This is a genomic window from Enterobacter sp. SCRI0065 (assembly GCF_059766475.1).
In genome coordinates, this window is record NZ_JCBAJB010000001.1 from 797,540 (window position 1) to 816,424 (window position 18,885).

20 protein-coding genes and 1 riboswitch are annotated in these 18,885 nt (G+C 55.1%); of the genes, 16 read left to right on the forward strand and 4 right to left on the reverse strand.

Annotated features, from left to right (window positions below; genetic code table 11):
* Positions 1 to 13: 13 nt before the first annotated feature.
* From AC6EMZ_RS03795 to AC6EMZ_RS03845, 11 genes are all read left to right on the forward strand, one after another.
* A complete protein-coding gene (locus AC6EMZ_RS03795) occupies positions 14 to 1,309 on the forward strand; it encodes an anaerobic sulfatase maturase (RefSeq protein WP_498401048.1) in 1,296 nt (431 codons plus the stop codon).
* On the forward strand, positions 1,306 to 2,304 hold the full coding sequence (locus tag AC6EMZ_RS03800) for an AAA family ATPase (protein ID WP_498401050.1): 999 nt from the start codon (positions 1,306 to 1,308) through the stop codon (positions 2,302 to 2,304). Before AC6EMZ_RS03795 ends, AC6EMZ_RS03800 begins: the two co-directional genes overlap by 4 nt.
* A complete protein-coding gene (locus AC6EMZ_RS03805; RefSeq protein ID WP_498401051.1) occupies positions 2,304 to 3,209 on the forward strand; it encodes a DUF58 domain-containing protein in 906 nt (301 codons plus the stop codon). The genes AC6EMZ_RS03800 and AC6EMZ_RS03805 overlap by 1 nt, the downstream gene beginning before the upstream one ends.
* Positions 3,210 to 3,650, forward strand: coding sequence for a DUF4381 domain-containing protein (locus AC6EMZ_RS03810; protein WP_498401052.1), 441 nt, complete (start codon positions 3,210 to 3,212; stop codon positions 3,648 to 3,650).
* Positions 3,643 to 4,620 carry a VWA domain-containing protein gene (locus AC6EMZ_RS03815; RefSeq protein WP_498401053.1) on the forward strand — a complete coding sequence of 326 codons (978 nt, stop codon included), beginning with the start codon at positions 3,643 to 3,645 and terminating at the stop codon, positions 4,618 to 4,620. The genes AC6EMZ_RS03810 and AC6EMZ_RS03815 overlap by 8 nt, the downstream gene beginning before the upstream one ends.
* Positions 4,617 to 6,140, forward strand: a complete 1,524-nt coding sequence (locus AC6EMZ_RS03820) for a tetratricopeptide repeat protein (protein ID WP_498401054.1) — start codon at positions 4,617 to 4,619, stop codon at positions 6,138 to 6,140. Before AC6EMZ_RS03815 ends, AC6EMZ_RS03820 begins: the two co-directional genes overlap by 4 nt.
* Complete coding sequence (locus AC6EMZ_RS03825; protein ID WP_498401055.1) at positions 6,137 to 7,153, forward strand: oxygen tolerance domain protein; 1,017 nt, start codon at positions 6,137 to 6,139, stop codon at positions 7,151 to 7,153. The genes AC6EMZ_RS03820 and AC6EMZ_RS03825 overlap by 4 nt, the downstream gene beginning before the upstream one ends.
* The gene (locus AC6EMZ_RS03830) at positions 7,150 to 8,145 is read left to right on the forward strand and encodes an HAD family hydrolase (RefSeq protein WP_498401056.1); all 996 of its coding nucleotides are present in this window, start codon (positions 7,150 to 7,152) and stop codon (positions 8,143 to 8,145) included. Before AC6EMZ_RS03825 ends, AC6EMZ_RS03830 begins: the two co-directional genes overlap by 4 nt.
* 55 nt (positions 8,146 to 8,200) lie before the next feature.
* Entirely contained in the window at positions 8,201 to 9,814 is a 1,614-nt protein-coding gene (locus AC6EMZ_RS03835; protein WP_498401057.1) for a mechanosensitive ion channel family protein, read from the forward strand.
* 69 nt (positions 9,815 to 9,883) lie between these two features.
* Positions 9,884 to 11,071 carry an OmpP1/FadL family transporter gene (locus AC6EMZ_RS03840; RefSeq protein ID WP_498401059.1) on the forward strand — a complete coding sequence of 396 codons (1,188 nt, stop codon included), beginning with the start codon at positions 9,884 to 9,886 and terminating at the stop codon, positions 11,069 to 11,071.
* A 196-nt stretch (positions 11,072 to 11,267) separates the two neighbouring features.
* Positions 11,268 to 11,831, forward strand: coding sequence for a YagU family protein (locus AC6EMZ_RS03845; RefSeq protein WP_498401060.1), 564 nt, complete (start codon positions 11,268 to 11,270; stop codon positions 11,829 to 11,831).
* Between the two features lie 59 nt (positions 11,832 to 11,890).
* Here AC6EMZ_RS03845 and AC6EMZ_RS03850 read toward each other — a convergent pair whose 3' ends face one another.
* Positions 11,891 to 12,892, reverse strand: coding sequence for a magnesium transporter (locus AC6EMZ_RS03850; RefSeq protein ID WP_498401061.1), 1,002 nt, complete (start codon positions 12,890 to 12,892; stop codon positions 11,891 to 11,893).
* A gap of 60 nt (positions 12,893 to 12,952) precedes the next feature.
* A riboswitch (M-box (ykoK) riboswitch) is annotated at positions 12,953 to 13,122 on the reverse strand.
* Positions 13,123 to 13,279: 157 nt separating this feature from the next.
* Here AC6EMZ_RS03850 and AC6EMZ_RS03855 point away from each other — a divergent pair.
* The gene (locus tag AC6EMZ_RS03855; RefSeq protein ID WP_498401062.1) at positions 13,280 to 13,783 is read left to right on the forward strand and encodes a DedA family protein; all 504 of its coding nucleotides are present in this window, start codon (positions 13,280 to 13,282) and stop codon (positions 13,781 to 13,783) included.
* On the opposite strand, the gene AC6EMZ_RS03860 is transcribed toward AC6EMZ_RS03855, so the two are convergent.
* Positions 13,784 to 14,533 (reverse strand): SDR family oxidoreductase, encoded by a 750-nt coding sequence (locus AC6EMZ_RS03860; protein WP_498401063.1) that lies wholly within the window; start codon positions 14,531 to 14,533, stop codon positions 13,784 to 13,786.
* A gap of 101 nt (positions 14,534 to 14,634) precedes the next feature.
* On the opposite strand from AC6EMZ_RS03860, the gene AC6EMZ_RS03865 reads away from it, so the two are divergent.
* Both AC6EMZ_RS03865 and agp read left to right on the forward strand, forming a co-directional pair.
* Positions 14,635 to 14,994 (forward strand): winged helix-turn-helix transcriptional regulator, encoded by a 360-nt coding sequence (locus tag AC6EMZ_RS03865; protein ID WP_498401064.1) that lies wholly within the window; start codon positions 14,635 to 14,637, stop codon positions 14,992 to 14,994.
* Between the two features lie 90 nt (positions 14,995 to 15,084).
* Positions 15,085 to 16,326, forward strand: a complete 1,242-nt coding sequence (agp, locus tag AC6EMZ_RS03870) for a bifunctional glucose-1-phosphatase/inositol phosphatase (protein ID WP_498401065.1) — start codon at positions 15,085 to 15,087, stop codon at positions 16,324 to 16,326.
* Positions 16,327 to 16,358: 32 nt separating this feature from the next.
* Here the strand turns inward: agp and AC6EMZ_RS03875 are convergent, their stop codons facing one another.
* Positions 16,359 to 16,586, reverse strand: a complete 228-nt coding sequence (locus tag AC6EMZ_RS03875; protein WP_498401066.1) for a YccJ family protein — start codon at positions 16,584 to 16,586, stop codon at positions 16,359 to 16,361.
* A gap of 18 nt (positions 16,587 to 16,604) precedes the next feature.
* On the reverse strand, positions 16,605 to 17,201 hold the full coding sequence (gene wrbA, locus AC6EMZ_RS03880) for an NAD(P)H:quinone oxidoreductase (RefSeq protein WP_498401067.1): 597 nt from the start codon (positions 17,199 to 17,201) through the stop codon (positions 16,605 to 16,607).
* A 392-nt stretch (positions 17,202 to 17,593) separates the two neighbouring features.
* Between wrbA and AC6EMZ_RS03885 the strand changes: the two genes are divergently transcribed.
* Positions 17,594 to 17,767, forward strand: coding sequence for a con-10 family general stress protein (locus tag AC6EMZ_RS03885; protein ID WP_012016914.1), 174 nt, complete (start codon positions 17,594 to 17,596; stop codon positions 17,765 to 17,767).
* A gap of 144 nt (positions 17,768 to 17,911) precedes the next feature.
* Positions 17,912 to 18,820, forward strand: a complete 909-nt coding sequence (locus AC6EMZ_RS03890) for a DMT family transporter (RefSeq protein WP_498401068.1) — start codon at positions 17,912 to 17,914, stop codon at positions 18,818 to 18,820.
* Positions 18,821 to 18,885: the final 65 nt, after the last annotated feature.

Sequence of the window (18,885 nt, forward strand, 5' to 3'; positions counted from 1 at the left end):
TTAGGGGTTCGCGATGAAGTACAGCACCACGTTGCCTGTTAAAGCGCTACCGTCTGCGGAAAAGTACGACGGCAAAGGGCCTGAATATACACGCCGCTTCCATGTGATGGCGAAACCCACAGGCTCGACCTGTAATCTCGACTGTTCGTACTGTTTTTATCTGCACAAAGAAGAGCTACTGCATCAGGACCGTCACACCGGCATGAGCGATGACGTGCTGGAAAACTTTATCCGTCAGTACATCGACGGTCAGGATGGCGACCAGGTGGTGTTCTCCTGGCAAGGCGGCGAACCGACCTTAATGGGACTGGATTTTTTTGAAAAGGTGGTTAAATTCCAGAAACAGTACCAGAAACCCGGTCAGCGCGTTGAAAACGACCTACAAACCAACGGCGTGTTGATTAACGACAAATGGGCTGAATTTCTCAAAGAACATCGTTTTCTGGTCGGCCTGTCGATTGACGGCCCACGGGAATTACACGATCGCTACCGCGTCACGCGCAGCGGCAAACCCACGTTCGACAAAGTGATGAAAGGCGTCGAGGCGCTAAAAAAATACAACGTGCCTTTTAACGCGCTGGTCACGGTCAATCGCACCAACGCGCGCTTCCCGCTGGAAGTCTACCGCTTCGTGACCCGCGAGCTGGGGGCCACCTACGTGCAGTTCAACCCGTGCGTTGAACCCGTCGATTTTAAAGTCACTGCGCCGCAGTTCTGGCGCGATGAAACTATTCCCGTGACCGGCAGTCGTCGCGCCAGACCGGGCGATTTAGATTCCATCGTCACCGACTGGTCGGTAGACCCGGAAGACTGGGGCACGTTCCTGAAAACGGTGTTCGAAGAGTGGGTTAATAACGATTTGGGCCGCGTGCAGGTGAATCTGTTCGAAACCGCAGTGGCACAAACGATGGGCATGCCCGCACAAATTTGTACCGCCTCGGAGTTCTGCGGCAAAGGTCTGGCGGTGGAGAAAAATGGTGACATTTACTCCTGCGACCACTACGTCTACCCGGAATATCAGATTGGCAATATCGCCGATATCAAACTGGCACACATGGCGTTTTCCGAGCGTCAAAAAGCCTTTGGCTTAGGCAAAAAAGAGACGCTGCCGGAATACTGCAAACAGTGTCCGTACCTGAATTTGTGCTGGGGAGAATGCCCGAAAAACCGCATTGTCCGTACGCCGGATGGCGAGCCGGGCCTTAACTACCTGTGCCCTGGCATCAAAACGTTCTTCAACTACGCCGAGCCGATTCTGGTCGGGCTCGCCACGCTGTTAAAACGTGACTTTGCAGGACTGCGCAAATGACAAACAGAGAAAAACTGCTTGAGCTAGAGCAGCGCATGAATCAACAGGTTTTAGGCCAGGAAGCGCTGGTGCGTATGCTGATTGTGGCCTTGCTCTGCGATGGTCACGTGCTGCTGGAAGGTTTACCGGGGCTGGCAAAAACCCGTGCGGTGCGCGAACTTGCCCGTCATGTTGAAGGGGAGTTCCGCCGCATTCAGTTCACGCCGGACCTGCTGCCGTCGGACATCACCGGCAGTGAGATTTATCAGCAAAATGCCACCCGCGAAGAAGACCAGTTTCGTTTTCGCCCGGGGCCGGTGTTTGGCAACATCATTCTGGCCGATGAAATAAACCGCGCCTCGGCGCGCGTGCAGTCGGCGCTGCTGGAAGCGATGGAAGAACGCCACGTCACGGTGGCCGGAAAAACCTGGCCGCTGCCGGGCGTTTTCATGGTCCTGGCGACGCAAAACCCGGTGGATCAGGAAGGCACCTGGCCGCTGCCGGAAGCCCAGCTCGACCGCTTTTTAATGAAAGTGCTGGTCGATTACCCGTCGGGTGAAAACGAACAAAAAGTGATGCAAATGGTGCGCGCCGAGCAGCAGCAGAAGTATCAATCCGGTCAGGTTGAATCCCACGCGGCGTCACATGAAACACTGATGCTGTCTCAGCAGGAGATTGCCGACTGCTGGCAGGAAATCTCGGCCATTTACGTCGCCCCGACCGTTGAAAATTACATTGTGAATCTGGTGAACATGACCCGTCATCCGCAGGCGGTCAGCGATACGCTCGCCGGGTACATCTCCATTGGCGTCAGCCCTCGCGGCACGCTGGCGCTGGACCGCTGCGGTCGCGCGCTGGCCTGGCTGGAAGGCCGCGATGCGGTCATGCCGGAAGATATCCAGCGCGTCGCCCCGGCGGTATTGCGCCACCGCCTGATGCTGAGCTATCAGGCCAATGCCGATAACTGCTCGCCTGACGACGTGGTTCGGATGTTGCTCGACGCAGTGGTGGCGTAATGGACGCGGCACTGCAGGTCGATCGCGACACGCTGATGGCGCTGGCCGGTCAGGCGCGGCTGCTGTCGAATCCGCCCGGGCAAATCCCACCGGGCGCGCTGGCTGGCGAGCGGGTTTCGCGCCAGCAGGGCCGGGGGCTGAACTTTGACAGCCTGCGCCGCTATCAGCCTGGCGACGACGTGCGTCTGATCGACTGGCAGGCCACGGCGCGTCTACGATCGCCCTGGATCCGACTGTATAACGAAGAGCGTGAGCGCCCGGTCTTTTTGATCGTTGACCAGCGTCTGGATATGTACTTTTCCACGCGCGGGCAAACGAAATCCGTCGCCGCCGCCAACATTGCCGGGCTGCTGGCCTGGCGAAGCTGGCACGATGGCGATCGCATCGGCAGCGTGGTGTTCAGCGATACCGAATTCAGCCTGCAAAAATGTCGTGCGCCCACTCGTAACTTACACGCCGTGCTTGACGACGTGCTGCACTACAACCAGGCGTTACCCCAGCGTTATCCGACCGAAGCCCCAGCCACCGTCACGCTCACCAGCGTTATGCAGCACGCCATGCCGCTGATTCCCGCCGGATCGTGGGTGGCGGTGTTAAGTGATTTTCACGATCTCGATGCTACCGGTGAAGCGCTGCTCGCCGCCCTCAGAAGGCGCTGTGAAATCAGCGCCTTTGTCACGCTCGACGATCTGCATCTCCGGTTGCCGACGCACGGCGATTTAGCCGCCCGCTACCAGGGCCGTGACGCGGCCTTTTCGCTATCGCCTCAACTGAAAGCAGAGATCCAACAGAGCATCACCTCCCGGCTGGCGCGTCTCGAAAATCGGCTGACGCGGCTAGGCGTTCGCGTCAACCAGATCGTGGTGACGCAGGATCTGATTAAACAGCTACAAAAGGGAGTCTGAATGCTTGAGAAAGGATTTAGCGTGCCGGAGCTGTCCGTTCCTGCACTGCCGCAGGGGTTCTCGTGGTTCCCGTTACCGCCCGGATGGTGGGTGACAGGTGTGGTGTTGCTTATCGCGTTGATTTTGTTTGGGGTGTTTCGCCTTGCCCGCTGGCGGCGCAACGCATGGCGGCGAGAAGCGCTGGCCTCGCTACAAGGCGCACACAGCGCCGACGGCTGGCTTGAGCTGATCAAACGTATTCTGCTGATGCATCAGCCGCGCGCTACCGTCAGCCAGACGCTTTCGCCCGAGCAATTCCTCCAGCAGGTGGACATCGATAACGACCTACGTCAGCAACTGAATGAAAAATATTGCCAGCCGGATAACCAGCTCGACGCCAGCCATACCGCGCGTCTGCGGGCTCAGCTAACAAAATGGCTGGAGAAACTGCCCTATGTCTGAGTTTCTGAGCCGTATCGACTTCGCCTGGCCGTGGGCAGGATTGCTGATTTTTCTGCCGCTGATGGGGCGCTATTTTTTGTCGCAAGAGCGCGAAGTCAAAGAGCAGGTGCGCGTTCCGTTTTTGCCGGAACTGATTGACGAGCTTAAGCTCAACAGCCAGCCGGTACGCACCAGTACGTTCTCGAATCTCATGTTCTGGCTGATATGGCTTTTACTGGTGGTGGCACTTGCCCGCCCGGAATACCTGACCCCGCCACAGCAAATACAAAAACCGATGCGTGACGTGGTGTTAATTCTTGATGTTTCCGGTTCGATGGCTAAAAACGACGTGCAGGGCGGGATCACCCGCCTGCAGGCTGTACAGGATTCCGTGCGCAAATTTGTTGCCGCGCGTAAAACCGACCGCATCGGGCTGGTGATTTTTGCCAGCCAGGCATGGCCTTTCGCGCCGGTTAGCGAAGACAAACAGGCGCTGCAAACGCGGATTAACCAACTCGCACCCGGCATGATCGGTCAACAGACGGCGATTGGCGACGCGCTTGGCGTAGGCGTGAAGCTGCTCGACAGCACCGCTAACAAAGACGCCAGCAAGCTGGCCATCCTGCTGACCGACGGCAATGATACAGCCTCGCAGCTGCCGCCACCGCTTGCGGCACAGCTGGCGGCTACCCATCACGTTCAGGTGCATACCATTGCCTTTGGCGATTTGAGCAGCACCGGAGACGACAAAGTCGACCTGCCGTTACTACAGAACATAGCGCAAATGACCGGCGGCAAATCCTGGACTGCGGCTAACACCGGTGCCGCGCTGGATAGCGTGTGGAAAGAGATCGACGCCATCACGCCGGTGCAGGTGAAATCAATCGGCTGGTCGTGGCATCTCCCGCTATTCCAGTGGCCGCTGCTTCTGGCGCTGGGCCTGCTGATTGTGCTCGCCATCGGGCGCTTTGTGCGGGAGAAAACAGCATGAGCGATTTTCATTTTATCCATCCCTGGTGGTTAGCCGCATTGCTCCCGTGCGTGTTGCTGTGGTTTGTGGCGAGCGGCCAGCGTAGCGCCTGGCATCAGATCATGGATAAACCCTTCGCCAGGGCGCTGATTATTGGGCGCAAAAAGCGCATCACTCGCGTATTACCCTGGCTGTGCGCGCTCGGCGTTATCGCCTTAGCGGGCCCGACCTGGCAACGAGAACTGCCCGCAGCGCTAACGCCGCAAAGCAATGTGATGGTCGTTCTGCAACAGGACCCGGCGATGTACGCACAAGACCTCACCCCCAGCCGTCATCAGCGGATGCAAAGTAAAATTATGCAACTGATGTCGCGATCCACCGGAACCCATTTTGGTCTGGTGGTTTACCATTCGGGCGCTTACCTCACCACGCCGCTGACCAGCGATCCGACCTTTTACTCGCTGTTCCTGCATGCGCAAAGCCCGAACCTGCTGCCAGAGGGCGAAGGCTCGGGGCTGAAACAGGCCGTTAATCTGGCGATGAAAAACATGCCAGAAACGCCCGACGCGCCGCGCAATATCCTGCTGATTGCCGATAGCGTTTCGCCGCAGGACGCGACCTGGCTAGCGCAGCGTAAAGCACCGATTCAAATTTGGGTGCCGGGCACCGCGCGCGGCGGGGAACTCCCCGAAAACTACGTCCAGCGCGGAATTGATACGCGCCTCAATGTTGAGCGCTTTAGCCAAATCCGCGACGGCGGCATCCCCGTCACGTTGGTGACCAGCGACGACAGCGATTTATCGGTGATCACCAGTCACATTCAGCAATCGGTGGCGGCGCAGAACAACGCTCGCGGCGATCTGCACTGGAAAAACAGCGGCTACCTGCTGGCGATCCCGATGCTTTTGCTGCTGCTTTTCGGGCGGCGGCAGCTCATTTGCTGGCTGGTCGTTCTGATGCCGCTGATCTACGCGCCGCAAAGTCAGGCTGCCTGGCAGGATGCGTGGATTAGCCCGGACGTTCAGGGGCAAATCGCCTTCAGGCAGGGTGATTATCAAAAAGCCGCGCAACGCTTCCAGGATCCGCTCTGGCAGGGTATTGCGTATTACCGTGCTGAAGACTATGTGGCCGCCGCGTCGGCGTTTCGCCAGGCACCACAAACCGCTGACGTCCTGCTGTGGCTTGGCAACAGCTACGCGCAGCAAAAGCAGTGGCAGCAGGCTATTAACAGCTATGACCGGGCGCTCAGCCTGCGTCCGGACTGGGACATGGCGCAAAAAAACCGGGCCGCTATCGCCAGCATCATTATGCAGCTACGTCAGAAAGAGCGCGACCGGCAGGCGGCACAGGGTAAAGAGCAGGACTACAAGCCAGACGAGATTAAGCACGATTTGAAGAAAGGTCAGGGCGTGAACCAGAAGGATCTCCAGCCGGTTGCCAGCAGCAGCCCGCAGGTTAACCAGTGGTTTGACAATCTGGAGGTTTCTCCATCCGGCCTGCTGGAAAATCTCTACCGCGCCAACACCGAGGAGACGCCATGAAAACCCTGGTGCTTATGCTGTTACTAGCGGTTTTGCCTGCGCGCGCGGCCATGGATATCACCCGAGAACTGGAGGCACCGGAACAGGTCACACCCGGTCAGCCGGTGCGCATTGCGGTGACCTTCTGGACCGATAGCTGGTTTAATCCACCGCCGGAATGGCCTGATTTCGCCATCAAAAATGGCTCACTGATGACGACGCCGTTGCCCAATCATTTGTTGAGCCGCCAGAAAAATGGCATCAGCTGGAGCGGCGTGCGGCTGGAAAGAGAGGTGATAGCGTGGGATCGGGGTGAACTCCTGCTCCCGGCAACCGAAGTCACGCTCACTTCCGCCAGTCAGGCTCCGGTGACGGTGCAGTTACCTGAGCTGAAAAAAACGGTCGCCTGGCCACAAGGCGTTGAGCAACCGGACCGGTTTCTGCCCGCCAGCGACTTAACGATCGATCAGAACATTTCCCAGTTTCATGCCGGCAATGACGACACGCTCCGCGCGGGGGATGCGGTGGAACGCACCGTCACCGTGAAAGCTCGCGGCATAGCGCCCACTCAAATTCCGCAAATCCTGTATGCGATCCCAGGAGCCGAGACGCAACGCCTGACGCCAGAAAATACGCTGTTGAAGTCAGGTCGCGGTGAAATCGAAGGCGCGCAGCGGGTAGAAAAACTGCGCTATCTGCCGTCGCAGGCCGGAGCCATCGTATTACCGCCCGTCAAATTACGCTGGTGGGACACCGCACATCAGCAGTGGCAGATTGCCGAATTACCCGGCGCAACCTTACCAGTGGCTCAGGCGCGTGCGGCGGGCAGCGAGTCGGCGCTGCGCGGCACCTCCGACGAAGACCACTGGCGAACCGCGCTGATCGTGGGGGCCACCGTCCTGTTATCGGGAGTTCTGTGGTTTATACGTCGCCTGCTGTGGCGAAGCTTTCAGTATCTACATCATATCTGGCGTCATTTTTGGGCTCCGGTTCGCCTGCCCGCACTGACGCCTGAAAAAAGAGGTGAAAAATGAATAACAAACTCGTTATCGGTGCGCTGCTGTTCGGCGCAATCAGCACCGCGCAGGCCGCCGATCCGCTTTCTGCCTGGAACGACACGGCAGCAAAAAGCGCCATCGAGCAGTGGGTGCAAAATGCGACTCAGCAGGATCGGGCGACGTTTATCCCGCCCGAACATCGCTACGTGGTCTTTGATAACGACGGCACCCTGTGGCCTGAAGCGCCGCTGACCTTCCAGCTACAGTTTGCGGTGGATGAAGTCAAACGTCTGGCACCGCAGCATCCGGAGTGGAAGAACGATCCCGTTCTCAGCGCGGTACTGAATAACGATCTTAACGCGGTAGCCGCGTCGGGCGAGAAAGGGCTGATGCAGCTATTGGCCGTCACCCACAGCGACATGACGACCGAGGCGTTCAGCAAAAGGGTGAGTCAATGGATGGATAACCAACGTGATAAACGCTTCGGCTGCCGCTACGACAGCATGGGCTATCAGCCGATGCGACAGCTTCTGGACTACCTGCGCGAGAACGGTTTCAAAACCTGGATTGTTTCGGGCGGAGGCATCGACTTTATGCGGGTGTTAACCAACAAAATGTACGGCATTCCGCCAGAGCAGGTTGTCGGGTCGTTCTCTCTGAGCGAATTTTCACTGACCGATAACGGCACCCAACTGCGCAAAACGATGAAAGGGGCGTTCAACGACGACGCGGCGGCCAAACCGGTCGCCATTCATCTGTTTATGGGGCAGCGTCCGGTGGCGGCTTTTGGTAACAGCGACGGCGATTTAGCCATGATGCAGTACACCGGGGCGAACCCGGACTATAAAACCTTTGGGCTGATCGTTCACCACACCGATGCCGAGCGCGAGTACGCCTACGATAGCCATCCGCCTGCCAGCGGAAAACTGGTTGACGGTTTAGCGGTAGCGAAAGAAAAGGGCTGGACGGTCGTGGATATGAAGCAGGACTGGAAGACCGTGTTTGACCCTGAGAAATGCGCGCCGTGAATACGGGGTTTAGGGTGCAAGTTGACTGACTAAGCATAACGAGAAAGTGGTGTGTATGAACAAGATACTGCTCATTCTTCTGACCTGTTTTATCGGCGCGCTAACCTTCACCGCGGTTGCGGCAGAGCCCCGACAGCAGCCATCGGAACAGGAACGCGCGCGGACGGTGTACATTTTTCATCAGCCGATTGTCATGCTACAGGCTAAGTTTGGCCTGACCACGCCGGAAGAACGCGTGTTACGCATCCGCAATACGCTACGCCATTTCACGGAAGCCGACCTGCGCGAGCCGTTAAAAATTGTCCCGGTCACCCGCTATAACCAGCATGGGCGGCTGATCGTCATGAACGGCAAACCCTTGATGCTGCTGGCGCAGGCCGATCTGGATGAAGGCGACGATCTCACCCTCGACCAGGCAGCACAACGCGTACTGACCCGGATGGAAGCCCAGCGTACGGCGCTGCGCGACCAGTATGATACCGGCTGGCTCGCCTTATCTGCGCTGAAAACGGCGGCAGGGTTAGTGGGGCTACTGCTTTTCTGGTACGGCGCGTATCGTTCATGGCGCGGAGTGCGGCGTTATTACCGCAGGCGCATTATCGAAAACCGCAGCTGGGTACCGCATCGCTGGCGTAGGTTTATCGGCGCGGTCGAAACGCGGCTGTATGCTTTTTTGATGATTTTACTGAGTATTCTGGCGCTCTACGTCTGGCTAAGCTGGGTATTTAGCCTGTTTCCCTGGACGCGAGTGTGGGGCGAATCGCTGGGTGACTGGTCGGTGCGGGTGCTGCGGGAGATTGCGCTGTCGGTAGTGTCGGCGCTGCCGGGTTTGCTGATTGTCATGGTTATTGTCCTCATCACCGCTTTCATACTTAAGCTGCTCAAAGTGGTGCTGAATCAGGTGGAGGCAGGGCGGTTACAGCTTCCGGGTATTCATCCTGAGACCGTGGGAGCCACCCGCAAGCTGATATCCGTCGTGGTGTGGCTGTTTGCCCTGTCTGCGGCCTACCCATTCTTACCCGGTGCCAACTCGCTGGCGTTTAAGGGCATTAGCGTGTTCTTTGGCTTAATGCTCACGCTCGGTTCGGCAGGGGTGATGAATCACGCGATGAGTGGTCTGGTGCTGATTTATTCCCGTGCGCTGCGCAAGGGGGATGTGATTCGCGTGGCGGATAACGAAGGGCTGGTGAGCGAAATCGGCATGCTGGCGACCAAAATTATTACCCGTGAAAACTACGTCGTCACGGTGCCGAACGCCGTGGTGGTCAGTGGTAAAATCACTAACCTCAGTGCGCAAAACCCTGACGGGGGTATCAATCTCACGGTCGGCGTCACCATTGGTTACGACACCCCGTGGCGGCAGGTTCACGCCATGCTGGAGCTGGCCGCTAAACGGGCAAAAGGGGTCGATCTTTCACAGCCGCCGCTGGTGCGCCAGTTGGGCTTGATGGACTGGTATATCTCCTATGAACTCCAGGTCCGATTGTTGCCGGGTCAATCTTTGGCGATGGCCCGTAATGAACTCCATAGCCATATTCAGGACGTGTTCAATGAATTTAACGTCCAAATCATGTCGCCTAATTTTGTGATGCAGCCTAAAGGGTCGGTGATGGTAGCCAAAGAAAACTGGTACACGGCACCCGCTTCTCCACCGGTTCAAAGAGAGTGAGGATATTTATTTCCTCTTATTTACTGAAAAGAAAATACCTAAAACAAAATGGTTAACAGCAGGTGGCAAATGAAAAAATCGATATTGATTTGTCTCGGTCTATTTATATCGCAATCCACACACGCCAGTGGGCTCTATTTTTATGAAATTGGCACCGAAGATACCGCCCTGGCAGGTGCTGGGCAGGCGGCCCGTGCGCAGGATGCCTCGACTATCGTCACCAACCCGGCGGGCATGACTCGTCTGCCAGACCATATGTTTACCGGTGGTTTGCAGGCGATGGACGGTGATATTTCTTATAAAATGGATGAGGGATCGAGAGGCAAAAGCCCTGGCGATATCATGCGTGTTTTCCCGAATGCCAGCGCTTTTTATTCGCAAAAAATAAATGACGATTTTTTTGCGGGGATCGGCTTATACGGCAATTATGGTCTGGGGACGGACTACGGTAATTGGGCGGGCGATCGTCTCATTAAGAAAAGCACGATGGCGGCGCTAACCGTCAGTCCTTCGCTGGCCTATAAACTGAATGACCGGTTATCAATAGGTGGTTCCGTTAACGTTAACTACGGTTTTCTGTCGCTCACGCGTAATGTCGATGGCGATGATGAAACGGAGAAAGATCACGACTGGGCGATGAGCTATCGGCTGGGTTTATTAATGGTGCTCACCGATCAAACGCGAGCGGGCATGACGTGGACCAGCAAAACTGAATACGACTTTGCTATTGATGCCAAAGCTCGGTTCCCGAATTTACCGAACGTAGAATACGATTTGCCTATATCGGCCCAGGTCCGAGCCCCGCAGCAAATTATGCTGAGTCTGGTTCACGACATTAATCAACAGTGGTCAGTCATGGGCGATTTGGGCTGGCAGGACTGGAGCCAGTTTGGCAGTCCGCAAGTGTCGGTTTCAGGCCAGGATATTGATAAAGCTAATCGTCTGAAGGATTCCTGGCATACGGCGCTGGGGGTGCAGTATCGACCGACGGAGCAGTGGCGATTAAATGCGGGAGTGGCATTTGATAGCACCATTTATGAATCGCAAAGTGACGTGGCGCTGACCTTACCAACCGGTGATGAATGGCGTTTTGCGACCGGGGCGCAATATCAGGTCACGCCGCAAAGCAATATTGGGTTTGCCGTGTCTTACCTGCATATGCAATCTTCCCGCGTTCAGTCTCCAGCGCTGCTTAAAGGTCGCTATGATAATCCTTACCTGTGGTTTGCCAGCGTAAACTATAGCTATCAATTTTGAATATCAGCCACGCGCGACAATGTATATACCCTGCCATAATTAGTGGGGTATTATTGCTTAACTAAGCATTATTCCGATAAATTAATTTACACTACCCACAATGGGTTAAAAGTGTGATCTCGATCAATGTCCGTATTCACCTGCTGTTCAAGAATTATTGCACATAATAATCGTTCAGTTGTGGTGGTTGTGATTTATGGCAATTAAAGATTTTCTGGTACAGACTTCTCCAAATAGACGTCGATATGGTGTAGCACTTTTTGTCGGGATTATTTCCGGCCTGCTGTCTGCGTTTGTCAAATGGGGCGCGGAAGTGCCGCTACCACCGCGCACATTCTCCGGTGGACGCAATGAATTTAACCCGCCTTATTTGTTCCTGCGTGATTATTTGGGGATTGACCCGACCGCGACCGTTTATACCTTCTCTGAGCATATTATTAACCCAGTAATGATTACCCATATCATTTTCTCACTGGTATTTGCCATCGGTTATTGTGTCGTTGCCGAAGTCTTCCCGAAAGTAAAACTCTGGCAGGGCGTATGGGCCGGTCTGGTCGCCACACTGTTTGTTCATGGCATCAGCTTCCCGCTGCTGGGATTGACGCCGCCGCTGACGCAGTTGCCCATTCATGAATATATCTCTGAAATTATCGGGCATGTCTTCTGGTTCTGGGCCATTGAATTAATCCGTCGCGACCTGCGAAACCGTATTACGCATGAACCGGATGCCGAAGTCTCGTTGGATGCGCCGTTTAGATAAATTAAACTAAAGACCCGCAATCACGCGGGTCTTTATAGTGAATGCATCAGTTCGCCTGACTACTCCAGCCCCAACGTATACTGCGCAATCTTGAAGTAAATAATCAGCCCGGTGCCGTCAATCAGCGTGGCGATAAACGGTGCGGAGACTACCGCCGGATCGATGCCGCAGCGCTTGAGCACCATCGGAATAACGGAAGAGACAATCGCACTCCACAGGGTAATGCACACCAGCGTCAGGCTCACAATGACGGTGATTTCAACGCCAATCCCCATCATCCAGGCGCGGAAGCATCCGGCAAGGCCCATCGTGACGGCAATCATCAATGATGTGGTCATCTCCTTTTTCAGCACCCGTCCGACGTCTTTCAGCCCGACTTCGCCCAGCGCCATGGCGCGCACCAGCGTTGACGTGATCTGCGTACCGCTGTTCCCGCCCGTACCAATCAGCAACGGAATAAAGAACGCCAGCGCGATGGCGGCTTCGAGCGCTTCTTCAAAATGCTGAAGCACGGTACTGGTATAGGCTTCTGCCACAAACAGCAGCAACAGCCACACGGCACGCTTTTTCCACAGGCTCACGGGGCTGGTTTCGAGATAAGGCTTTTCCAGCGGTAACGTCGCGCCCTGGCGCTGGGCGTCTTCGGTGACGTCGTCTTCCAGAAGGTGAGCGATTTCGCGTTCGGTCAGGCAGCCGACTAACTGACCGTTTGTCACCACTGGCACAATATCGGCCTCGCTGTGAGCCAGTCGTGCCGCGACGTCTGCGCGCTCATCGTCGGGAGAAACCTGTAAAAATGGCGAAGTCATTAGCGATTTTACAGGCTGTAACGTATCGGCTTCCTGTAATAACCGTCGCACGGAAAGCATTCCCGCCAGTCTGCCGTTATCGTCAATAAAAATATGCGCCGGAATATCGTCATTTTTTAATTTATCGAAAAACTGTTCGCGCGCGAGAGCAACGCATAATGCCGCATCGAGAACAATAAAATCGGTATTCATATACTGCGCGATAGCGCTGTCGTTGAATGCAGGATTGGCGTTGTGAATTGGATAAGACATAGTGAATTCCCTTTGAATAAAAATATCTCTCAGGGGCGAGCAAGACAGGGCATGTCGAAGAAGAGATCCCCACGTCCTGGGTTCAGCACTGTACACCGTATCCCCGCAGGGAAGTTATACTGACAAAGCCTTGATTCGACAGTGCCTGTTTTACCCTGTGCCAGTTCTCTCGAAATGACCAGAGCGATAACGTGTATTTGTACAGGAGCCTCGCCATAACGAGATCGTAGTAAAACGAGAGGCATAATACGCTCCTTTTTTAATTGTGCTTTCAATTCTCAATAATGTTTAGGAAACGTTTAGAACATTCATTTTTAACCGACGTTGAGGGTTTATTTAGATACCGTGCATTTAAATAGGAACATTAATGATTATTGAGGTGCAGCAATGGAATGGTTAAACAATTTACTGAACCATTTTGCACTTCATCCGGAGCAATTATTCGTATTGCTGTTTGTCATGGCGTTGAGTAAATCCACGGTGCTTATCTCATCGGTGCTGCCGCCAGCGTCGGTGATGCTAGTGGCGGGGATAACCGTCAGCCAGTCCAGCCTGCATCCTGGTCTGACGTGGTTGGCGGTGGCGCTTGGGGCGATGACAGGGTCGGTGGTGAATTATCATATCGGGCAGCTAATGGGGCACACCCGGATGGTCGCGCGGTTTACGGCGAAGCACGCTGACAAGATTTTGCGCATTCAGCATCAACTGCAAAAAAGCAGCGTGGTGGCGCTTTTCACCTCGCGCTTTATTGCGGTGCTGCGCTATATCGTGCCGCTGGCGGCGGGAACGTTGAGAATCAGTGCGGCAAAGGTGTATGCCGTCAGCCTGGCTTCGGCAGCCGCCTGGGCGGCGCTGTATGTCGGCGTGGCGACCGGCATCAGCGCCTTTTAACTACAGGCTCCCGGTACCGCCATCCACCAGCAGATCCGTGCCTACGGTATAGCTTGATTCATCGGATGCCAGATACAGCGCGGCTTTTGCCAGCTCCGTTGGCGTGCCCATACGACCCATCGGTACCAGGTTTGCAATATCAAACTGCATTGCTTTTTGCGCGGCTTCGCTCAACCCAAGTTTGTTCAATGCCGGGGTTTCTACCGGGCCAGGACTCAGACCATTAATGCGGATCCCGCGTGGCAGCAATTCAGCCGACAGCGTGCGCGCCAGCGATAACAATCCCGCCTTGCTGGCGGCGTAAACGCTGCTGGTGGGTAGCCCAATCCGTGCGCTGACGGAGCCGCATAAAATAACAGACGATGGATTATTCAGTAGCGGCAGCAGGGCCTGGATCAAAAAGAACGGCCCTTTAAGATTGATGCCCATTAAACGATCCCACGTCTCTTCGCGCCACTCTTCGATTAACCCATGCGTGACATCTCCGGCGTTGATAAAGACAGCGTCAAGACGCGGCCAGCGCGAGGCGAGAGTCTCTGCCAGCTGTTTTTGTGCCGAAATGTCGCCTGCATCGGTGGGGATAACCCATGCGTTGTCACCCAAAATGCGTCGCGCCTCAGCAAGGGTTTCGGGGTTACGTCCGGTGAGCGCCACGAGTGCCCCTTCGGCGATAAATTCCTGCGCGGTGGCCAGACCAATACCGCTGGTGCCGCCGGTGATCAACGTATATTTACCTGCTAAACGTCCCATATCCACATCCTCAAAATGTCTCTGGAGAAAGCACTATAGAAACGTTAGTATCCAAAAGAAACCAGGTACCATTTGGATACTAAAGAGGCGAACGGTGTGCTATGGCGGAAAGACTCGACGTGATGTGTGAAAAAAATTCTGTGACTGAATCCTGTCCGATGACGCAGTTCGTGAGCCTGATTTCCGGTAAATGGGCAATCCCGATTCTGTATCGTTTGATTGTGCTCAATACGCCGGTCCGTTTTGGCGATCTGCTGCGGGCGGCGGCACCGATTACCCAAAAAGAGCTGACGAAGCAGCTGCGGTTGTTTGAACAGCGAGGACTGGTCACCCGCACTATTTACCCTCAAATCCCGCCGCGCGTGGAGTACCAGATAACAACGTTGGGGCTGACGCTGCAAGGCGCGCTTTCTCCGCTGGCCGCCTGGATGCAGGAGTACGGCGACCAACTGGAAAGGTAATCATCAGTTTGAGAAATGGTTCCCGGAATTTCGTCATCAATCTGTCACACTGAAATCGACCATAACAGAACAAGACGAGAGGAATAAGGGATGAGAAAAGCACTACTCGCTATCGCAGTGGCCGGTTCGGTAATGATGACCTCTGGTGTGCAGGCGCAAACGACGCCGGAAGGCTACCAGTTGGAGCAGGTCCTGATCATGAGCCGACACAATCTGCGCGCACCGTTGGCGAATAACGGCAGCGTGCTGGAGCAATCCACGCCGAATAAATGGCCAGAATGGGAAGTGCCGGGCGGACAGCTGACCACTAAAGGCGGCGTGCTCGAAGTCTATATGGGTCACTACATGCGCGAATGGCTGGCCGAGCAAGGGATGGTGACCACCGGCGAATGTCCACCAGCGGACTCGGTTTATGCCTACGCCAACAGCCTGCAACGCACCGTGGCAACCGCGCAGTTCTTTATCACCGGTGCCTTCCCGGGCTGTGATATTCCGGTGCATCATCAGGAAAAAATGGGCACCATGGACCCGACATTTAATCCGGTGATTACCGATAACTCCCCAGCGTTTCGTGAAAAAGCCCTGAAAGCGATGGAAACGGAACGCCAGAAAATGCAGCTTGATGAGAGCTACAAACTGCTGGAACAGATGACGAATTATGCCGAGTCGCCTTCCTGCAAAGAGAAAAAAGTGTGCTCGCTGACCGAAGCCAAAGACACCTTCAGCGCCGACTATGAAAAAGAGCCGGGCGTGTCCGGGCCGCTAAAAGTGGGCAATTCACTCGTGGACGCGTTTACGCTGCAATATTACGAAGGGTTCCCGATGGATCAGGTGGCCTGGGGTGAAATCAAAACCGACCAGCAGTGGCGCGTGCTGTCGAAGCTGAAAAATGGCTATCAGGATTCGCTGTTTACCTCGACTGAAGTGGCGCAAAACGTGGCTAAGCCGCTGGTGAAATACATTGATAAAGCACTGGTGACGGATCAGGCGAAAGCGGCAAAAATCACGCTGCTGGCGGGTCACGATTCGAACATCGCTTCTCTGCTGACGGCGCTGGATTTCAAACCGTATCAACTGCATGACCAGCACGAACGCACGCCGATTGGCGGCAAAATTGTCTTCCAGCGCTGGCATGACAAGAGTGCGAACCGTGAGCTGATGAAAATTGAGTACGTCTATCAAAGCTCGAATCAGTTGCGTAATGCGGATGTGTTATCGCTCAAATCCCCTGCGCAGCGCGTTACGCTCGAACTGAAAGGGTGCCCGATTGACACGAATGGCTTCTGTCCAATTGATAAATTCAATGCAGTCATGAACGACGCGGCGAAATAACGGGAAACCCCCGCTCAGTGCGGGGGAAACGTTTAGACGTTTTTACGTTCGATGGTTTGTTCGCCCCAGAACAGGGAGTCTTTGTCTGTTTTTTGGAAGGCTCGCTCCAGCACCTCGTCATTGCCTTCTTCCCAAATTTTCTCCGCCAGCTTTTCATCATATTTCGCGACTTCAAAGATAGCCTCGGCAATTTCCGGAGAGGTGTTGCGCAGACTTGCCCATTCTCCGACGTGATGAGCTTTAGATTCTTGTGTTGGCATGCTTGTCCTCCTGTGGTGTTAGCCGTTCAGTTTTTTAGCGAGACTGGCAACGTGCTCACCCTGGAAACGGGCGATAGCCAGCTCTTCCTCGCTTGGCTGACGTGATCCGTCGCCGCCTGCAATGGTGGTTGCGCCGTACGGTGTGCCGCCTCGAACGACAGAAACATCAAACAGTTCTTGTGCGCCGTAACCGATAGGCACAATCACCATCCCATGATGTGCAAGGGTAGTCCATGTCGAGGTGATCGTCTGTTCCTGGCCGCCGCCAGTGCCGGTTGAGCTGAACACGCTGGCGAGTTTGCCGTACAGCGCGCCCGATGCCCACAGCCCGCCGGTTTGATCGAGGAAGGTGCGCATTTGCCCGGACATATTGCCAAAGCGGGTAGGGGTGCCGAAGATGATCGCGTCATAATCGGCCAGTTCTTGCGGCGTCGCCTGCGGGGCATTCTGTGTTTTGCCGCCCGCTTTCAGAAACGCTTCTGCATTCATGGTTTCCGGTACGCGTTTCACCACGACCTCCACGCCATCAACTTTATTAGCGCCTTCCGCTATCGCGTGAGCCATGGTTTCAATGTGTCCGTACATGGAATAATAGAGCACCAGAACTTTTGCCATTTTGCCTTACTCCTCGTTTGCTTTTTTTAGCAGCACATCGCTGCGTTCATTTAAAGATATGACGTCACGGCGAGACTGCAAATCTCAACGCCATTTCTTTGATTTATAACAATATATTTAGGAGCTTTCCTTGTAGCAAAATGAAACATTTTTACCGGGGGGGATTTCTCGAAGTATAAGAGTGTCTTATGTATGCCAGGGGCGAAATCTCATACAAACGACTGATAACGTGTTGCAGAATATTACCGATTACTGATTGAGCGTCTTCCCTCCACTAAGCTTAGTTTCACGCGACGCAGATAAAGCAGCCGGTTCAGGCGTCGTCAGGTGAAAGAATCCTCTTTTACTGAATGCAGTATGATGTCTAATGTTTCAACGTCTGGAGGTTAGAGATGGCAAACCATCGTGGTGGTTCAGGTAATTTCGCTGAAGACCGTGACAGAGCATCAGAAGCAGGTCGTAAAGGTGGCCAGCAGAGCGGCGGTAACTTCAAGAACGATCCGCAGCGCGCGTCTGAGGCTGGCAAAAAAGGGGGTAAAAACAGCCATGGGAGCAACAAGAGTTAGCGTGTTTTCTCCCCATTTCAGCGTTTGATAGCCTGAAATATCCCCCTGCCGCCGGGTCTCCCGGCGGTTTTTTTATGTTTGCCACATTGAACTGTTATCACGGGCATCGCACACTACGTCATTGACTCGTTAAGCTGGTGCCCCATGTCCTTCTCCCGTTACGCCATTTCCATCAAACCTCAAGAAGCGCTTCTGATCCTGATAACCATGTTCTGGGGCGGAACCTTTCTGGCCGTACAATATGCGGTGACGCTCAGCGATCCGTTCTTCTTTGTCGGCCTGCGTTTCGCCACGGCGGCGGTTGCGGTGGCGCTCATCTCACTGAAAACGTTGCGCGGGTTAACGCTAAAAGAGTTCAAAGCTGGCGTGGCGATTGGGGTGTCGATAGCCATGGGCTACAGCCTGCAAACCTGGGGGTTGCAGACCATCCCCAGCAGTAAATCGGCCTTTATTACCGCCATGTATGTCCCGCTGGTGCCGCTGCTCCAGTGGCTGTGTCTGGGCAGAATGCCGGGGCTGATGTCGTGCATCGGCATTGTGCTGGCCTTTATTGGCCTGATCCTGCTTGCGGGCCCGGGCGATAACCTGCTGGCGATGGGTCCGGGTGAAATCATTACGCTTATCGGCGCGGTGGCAATTGCGGCAGAAATCATTCTGATTAGCGCGTGGGCCGGAAAGGTGGATGTTAAGCGCGTGACGGTAGTGCAGCTGGCGACGGCGTCGCTGGTGGCCTTTATTGCCATGGTGCCTGCCGGAGAATCGGTGCCGCCGATGTCGCCAGGCCTGATTATCGTTGCGTTGGGTTTGGGCATTTTCAGCGCCATTATTCAGGTCACTATGAACTGGGCGCAGCGCAGCGTATCGCCAACCCGCGCTACGGTGATATACACCGGTGAACCGGTTTGGGCAGGCATTTTTGGCCGCCTCGCCGGGGAACGCCTGCCGCTGCTGGCGCTGCTCGGTGCGGCGTTTATCGTGCTGGGCGTGCTGGTGAGCGAGCTAAAGCTGAAAAGAAGAAAGCGCCGTGAGGCGCAGGATCTTACGCTGGAATAGTTTTCGGTTGAAAAAGGCGGTCGACAGCTTTACAGTGTATGTACGGATTTATTCCGTACATACCG